General features: G+C 74.4%; 5 protein-coding genes and 1 tRNA gene. 5 read left to right on the top strand and 1 reads right to left on the bottom strand.

Going from position 1 to position 6,076, the window contains the following annotated elements; translation table 11 throughout:
- On the bottom strand, positions 1-388 hold a 388-nt coding region (locus tag ACFWVP_RS33945; RefSeq protein ID WP_384501905.1), incomplete at its 3' end, for a hypothetical protein.
- A gap of 179 nt (positions 389-567) precedes the next feature.
- On the opposite strand from ACFWVP_RS33945, the gene ACFWVP_RS33940 reads away from it, so the two are divergent.
- From ACFWVP_RS33940 to ACFWVP_RS33920, 5 genes are all read left to right on the top strand, one after another.
- Positions 568-640, top strand: a tRNA-Arg gene (locus ACFWVP_RS33940).
- A 106-nt stretch (positions 641-746) separates the two neighbouring features.
- Positions 747-1,883 carry a gala protein gene (locus ACFWVP_RS33935; RefSeq protein ID WP_384501903.1) on the top strand — a complete coding sequence of 379 codons (1,137 nt, stop codon included), beginning with the start codon at positions 747-749 and terminating at the stop codon, positions 1,881-1,883.
- A complete protein-coding gene (locus ACFWVP_RS33930; RefSeq protein ID WP_384501901.1) occupies positions 1,880-3,625 on the top strand; it encodes an ankyrin repeat domain-containing protein in 1,746 nt (581 codons plus the stop codon). The genes ACFWVP_RS33935 and ACFWVP_RS33930 overlap by 4 nt, the downstream gene beginning before the upstream one ends.
- Complete coding sequence (locus ACFWVP_RS33925) at positions 3,622-4,839, top strand: AAA family ATPase (RefSeq protein ID WP_384501900.1); 1,218 nt, start codon at positions 3,622-3,624, stop codon at positions 4,837-4,839. Before ACFWVP_RS33930 ends, ACFWVP_RS33925 begins: the two co-directional genes overlap by 4 nt.
- Complete coding sequence (locus ACFWVP_RS33920) at positions 4,832-6,007, top strand: VWA-like domain-containing protein (RefSeq protein WP_384501898.1); 1,176 nt, start codon at positions 4,832-4,834, stop codon at positions 6,005-6,007. Before ACFWVP_RS33925 ends, ACFWVP_RS33920 begins: the two co-directional genes overlap by 8 nt.
- Positions 6,008-6,076 lie beyond the last annotated feature (69 nt).

Below are 6,076 nucleotides of genomic sequence, written 5' to 3'. Positions count from 1 at the left end.
CCCGGGGCCCCTTAACCCCCGGGGCCCCCCCCCCCCACGCACAGCGGTGGGGGCCGCGGCGCTTCCGGCATGCGGGCAGGTCGGCGGCGATCATGCGGAGGAAGCGGAGCGCGCCCCACAGGAGCAGCACGTTCGTGGTCGCCCCGAGGCCGCTCGCGAGAGCTGTGCCCAGGGCGCCCGCCCCGCCCTCTCCACCGCCGGGGTCACCGAACAGCGCGACCAGCGGCATGAGGACGAAGACGTACAGCACGTTCAGCCCGGGTTGCGACAGCCAGGAGACGAGTGGGTCCGCCGGCGAGGGGCCGTGGTCGCCCGTGACCAGCCCGGCGGTGATCATGACGGCGATGTACGCGAGGGCGACGATCCGGCGGGTACGGGGACGGCTCATCGGTGCGGACCTCTCGCCGGGGGCAGGGGACGCGGCCGTACGGTCCGGCCACCGGTCCCATTATTGAACAGGTTCGAAATTTACCTCACCCCGGCCCGGGGGCCCGCGCCACGGAGCCTCGCGCAACAGTCGTACTGGCGTGCGACTTTCGGCCTTCTGGCGCTATGATCACGCACGGCAAGGCTGTAGCGCAGAGGTCGTCGCGCCCTAGCATCGAGCTGGAGGACGTCGGTTCGAATCCGACCGGTCTTGCCGCCTTTTCGTGGAGGAAAGTCGATGGTGTCGGCGTCCTGGACGGGCGGCGGACGCGGTCGTCGTCCGTTCCCGCCGGATTCCGGCGAGGGACTGGGGAGTTGTGATGTCGCAGCCAATGCCCGTGCGCTGCCCCGCGATCGAGCACCCGGACATTCCGCTCGCCGACGCGGCACTGCTGGATCCGCTGCTGGCACGGCTCGCGGAGGAACGGCCCGTCGGGGCGGACGAGGTGTTCGGGCTGGGGACCCTGCGTGCCGACGGACGCGTCGATCTGTGCAAGCAGGGGCTCGGGGCCGCCGGTGCGGCCCGGGTGATGCCCGCTCTCGTACGGTCCGCGCACGCCACCCATGTGCTGCTCGGCACCAACTCCCTGGGGGACGAGGGTGCGCGTTCGGTCGCGGACGGGCTGCGCGACGGCCCTCACGCGCTGCGGACCGTCTATCTCGGCTGCAACCGCATCGGGGCCGAGGGCGCGGCCGCGCTCGCCGACGCGCTGAGCGAGGACGACACCGTCAGGGCCCTGTGGCTGAAGCGCAATCCGCTGGGTGACGCCGGGGTGCGGGTCCTCGCGCGGATGCTGGCCCGCAACACCGCGCTGCGCACCCTGGACCTGGTCAACAGCGGGATCACCGCCGCCGGCCTGGAGGTGCTGCTCGGGGTGCTGTCGCGGCGCGAGCGGCCCGTGGAACGGCTGTTCCTCGGCGGCAACGGACTGGGCGCCGAGACCGCGCCCGCTCTCGCCGCGCTGATCCGTGAGGCGGGCGTGCGCGAGCTGTACCTGCCGGCCAACCACCTGGGCGACACGGGAGCCGCCGTGCTCGCCGCCGCGGCCGATCCGGCGCGCCCGGTGCGGCTCGGGCTCGGCGGCAACGGCATCGGGCCGGCGGGGGCGTGCGCGCTGGCCGGTGCGCTCGACGGGATCGAGGCGCTGGACCTCGGGCGCCCGATGTCGGAGCGCAGCCTCGGGGCGACGGGCAACGTGACGGGTGACGTCGGGGCCGGTGCGCTGGCCGCCGCGCTGCGCGGCAGCCCGCTGCGGCGACTGGAGCTGGCCCACACCGGGCTGACCGGGCGGGGTGCGAAGGCTCTGCTGGGCGCGGTGGGAGCGGACTCCCGGCTGGAGTACGTGGGGCTGGGTCCGGGGCTCCCCCGGAAGGTGAAGCGGTCCTTCACGACGCGGCTGCGCCCGGACGGCGGCGCCCACGCGGACCTGCGTGCGATACGGAGCGTCTACCGGTGACGCGCCGGCCCGGCCACGGGTACCTCTCGGCCGAGACCGCGTCGAGTCTGCGCAGGGTGCGTCAGTACGCCGTGCCCCGCCGGGTGATCGAGCGGGCGACGGAACGCCGGCTGGCGGGTGACTGGCGTGGAGCTCTCGCCGTGGCCGGATTCGATGTGTCCTTCGACCCGGCGCAGGTGGCGGACGAGCACGGTACGGCCGTGGCCGGGGCGCTCGTCTCGGACCTCCGGCAGCTGGTGCCCGACCTGGTGCGCTGGCATCTGCCGCGGGTGCTCGGGGGACGGTCGACGATCGCCACCGACCGCACCGTCGTCCTGGCGGGCTACGGCGACGGGTCCGGTCTGCCCCTCGCGCCCTATCTGCATCTGCGTACGCCCTCGATGGTCGACGGTCCGCAGCGGCTCATGCTCGGTTTCGGTGCCGTCCCGACCGAGACCTCTCCCGGTGTGTTCGGTGCCGGTGCCGAGGACTGGCGGGCGGCCCGGTACGTGTGGGACGCCCGGCGTACGGACGACCTGCGCGGCGCGGTGGGTGCCGGAGGACGGATCCCGTTCCTCCATGACGACGGCACACCCCGCACGCTGCCGGACCTGGCCCCACCCGGCCACGACGACGCCGCGGCGCGGGCGGAGCGGGTGGCGCTGCTGCACCAGGACCGCAAGGTGGCCGAGGCGTTCGAGGCCGCGGGAATCGAGTGGGATCCGACGCCGCCGCGGTCGGAGCGCTCGTGGTACCGCGTGAGCCCGGAGGAGGTCGTCGCCGGGCTCGCGGTCGACATCCCCCGGCTGGAGGCCGGAGTACGACGGTCGACGGCCGTGGCCGGCACGGACTGCTTCCGGATCGGTGCGCACTGGCGGGGGCACCTCCTGCTGGAACTCGCCGACCACAGCGCGGGCGGGCGGCTCCGGGCGAGTGTCGTGGAACCGGGGACGGCCGAGACCGCGGCCTTCCTCCCCGAGGTGGTCTGGCACCGGTTCCCCGACCTTGATCTGCTGCGGGCCGGCGGCATGCCGGCGCGGTGGCTGCACCCGCTCGTGGCCGGGGCGCTCTTCCCCGCGCTCGAAGGCCCGTTCGGCGCGCCGGAGCCGCCCGCCCCGCGTCCCGTGCGGGTGCGGTGCCGCGGCGAATGGCACGAAGTCGTGTTCCGGGACGGGGCACTGCGCTCCCCGCACACCGACGAGGAGCGGAACCGCGAGAGCGCCATGCGTGCGTTCGGCGGGGCCGTGGCCGGCTGCTTCGCGGTCGAGCACACCTGTACGTCGGGGGCGGGGTGGCTGCCCAAGGGGCTGCGGGCGCAGCGCCAGGAACTGTTCCTGCGCGTCCAGCACGGGGACACCCAGGGTGTCCTGGAGCTGCTGGACGCGGGTGTCGACCTGCGCGTACGGGACGGCAGACGGCGCGGGCTGCTGCATGTGCTGCACCTGCTCGACCACGAGGTACTGCTGCCCCGGCTGCTCGCGGCGGGGCTCGACCTCGAAGCCCTGGATCATCATGACCGGACCCCGCTGGGCGTCGTGGTGAGCGAAGGCGGTTCCGCCGCGCTGGTGCGGGCGCTGCTCGACGCCGGGGCCCGCATCGACGTGATCGACCAGACGGAGTTCTCGCTGGCCCAGGTGGTCCGCCGGTACAAGCGCAAGGACCTGGCCTTCCTCCGTGAGCGGGTGCTGGCCGAGCACCCGGGCATCGGGGCGGAGTGGTACGAGGAGTGGCAGCAGCAGAAGGAAGAGGACGAGGAAGAGTGAGCACCACCAGCACCACCGTCCGGCCCGCGTCCGTGGCCCCCGGCCCGTTGGACGCGGCGGACGAGCTCAACCGCCGGCTGCGTACCACGCGCACCGAGCCGTCCAGCAGCCCCCAACTGGAGGCTCTGGCACTTGCGGTGACGGCCAATCAGCCGGTGCTGCTGTGGGGCGAGCCCGGGATCGGCAAGTCCGCCGGCATGGAGCAGCTCGCCGCCGGTCTGGGTCTTGGCCTGGAGACGGTCATCGCCAGCGTCCACGAGCCCTCGGACTTCGCCGGGCTGCCGGTCGTGGGTGATGATCCGGCGGAGACGGGTGTGCCGATGGCGCCGCCGGACTGGGCGGTGCGCCTCGCCCGTACCGGCCGGGGACTGCTCTTCTTCGACGAGCTGTCGTCGGCGCCGCCCGCCGTGCAGGCGGCGTTGCTGCGGGTCGTGCTCGAACGCCGGGTGGGCAGTCTGGTGTTGCCGGAGGCGATACGCATCGTGGCCGCGGCCAACCCTCCGTCGAGCGCGGCGGACGGCTGGCACCTCAGTCCGCCGCTCGCCAACCGGTTCGTCCATCTGCAGTGGACGCACGACCCGCGCACCGTCGCCCGCGGAATGGCCGGGACGTGGCCCGCGCTGGGCGTGCCGGTCGTGGAGCCCGCCAAGGTGCCTGGGGCGGCGGCCCGTGCGCGGGGCGCGGTCTCCGGTTTCCTGACGGCTCGGCCCGGTCTGGTCCACCACATCCCGGCCGACGCGGAGAGCCGGGGCCGGGCCTGGCCGTCCCCGCGCACCTGGGACATGGCCCTGCGCCTGCTCGCCACCGGCTACGCGACGGATGCCGGACGCGAGGCGGTCGCCGCCGCGCTCACCGGCGCGGTCGGGGACGGTGCGGGCATCGAGCTGCTGTCCTACCTGGAACATCTCGACCTGCCCGACCCCGACCGGGTGCTGGCCGACCCGGACGCCTTCGCACTCCCCGAGCGCGGGGACCGGCAGCTGGCCTTCCTGATCGCGGTCGTCGCCGCGGTACAGGGCGATCTGACCCGGAAGCGCTGGGAGGCGGGCTGGGCCGTGCTGGCCAAGGCCGTGGACGCGGGGGTGCCCGATGTGGCAGCCCGTGCCGCGGTCGACCTGGCGGCGATGCGCAGCCTCGACTGGCCGGTGCCGGCGGGGATCGACGGGTTCCTGGATCTGCTGAGGCAGTCCGGCGCCCTGCCCCAGGGTGGCTGAACTGGACACGACGAAGCTCCTCGCGGCGCGCTACCGGGCGGCCCAGGACCGCCCCTACCTGGCGTCGGCCCTGTACGCGCTGACGGTGGTGCCGAGCGACGAGGTGCCGACCATGGGCGTGGACCGGCACTGGCGCTGCTACGTCTCGTCCGGGTTCGTCGACCGGACGCCGGTGGCGGAGCTGGCGGCGGTGTGGGTGCACGAGGTGGCGCATCTGCTGCGTGACCATCACGGGCGGGCCGGGCTGCTGCCCGCGGCGGACCAGCGGGACCGGCACCGGGTGAACGTCGCGCAGGACTGCGAGATCAACGACGACCTGGTCTCCGACGGGCTGCCGCTGCCCGCCGGGCGGCTCGAACCACGCCTCTTCGGCCTTCCGGAGGGGCAGGTCTTCGAGGTGTACCTGGCGGCCCTGCCTCCGTCCGTCTTCACCCATGACTGCGGGTCGGGCGCTCACGGACAGCCGGGGCCCTGGGAGTTGAGCGGGGCGGACCAGGGCCCGAAGGGTGTCGGCACGGTCGAGGCGGAGGCGCTGAGGCGCCACACGGCGGAGGCGATGCGTGCCCATCTGCGCGGCAGGGGCACGCTGCCCGGTGGCTGGCGGCGCTGGGCGGACGAGATCCTGGAACCCACGGTCGACTGGCGGCAGGCACTCGCGGGCGCGGTACGGGAGGCCGCCGCCTGGGCGGCCGGAGCGATCGACTACACCTACCGCCGGCCGTCCCGCCGGAGCGCGGCGCTGCGTGGTGTCGTCCTGCCGAGCCTCCGCCGGCCGCTGCCCAGGGTGGCGGTCGTCATCGACACGTCGGGGTCGATGGGTGACGCCGAGATCGCCGCGGCCCTGGCCGAGGTCACCGGCGTACTGCGCGAGGTGGGGATCCGGGGCAACCGGGTGACCGTCCTGGCCTGCGACGCCGATGTGCGGGCCGTCTCCCGGGTGACGTCCACGGAACAGATCACGCTGGGCGGCGGTGGCGGCACGGACATGCGGGTCGGGATCGCGGCGGCGCTGGAGGTGCGGGAGCGCCCGCACATCGTCATCGTCCTGACGGACGGCTACACCCCCTGGCCGGACGAGACCCCGTCGTGCCGGATCGTCGCCGCGCTCATCGGCCCGTCGGCCCCGGCCCCACCCCCATGGGTCGAGACGGTACGCGTCACCGGCTGACGGGCGTCCGGGAGGCGTCGGTGGGAGCGGAGGGCTGCTTCCGCCCTGCCTCTCCGTACCGCAGCCGGT

It is taken from the genome of Streptomyces sp. NPDC058637, assembly GCF_042717325.1.
Classification (GTDB): Bacteria; Actinomycetota; Actinomycetes; order Streptomycetales; family Streptomycetaceae; genus Streptomyces.
This window is presented reverse-complemented; position numbering and strand designations above follow the sequence as displayed.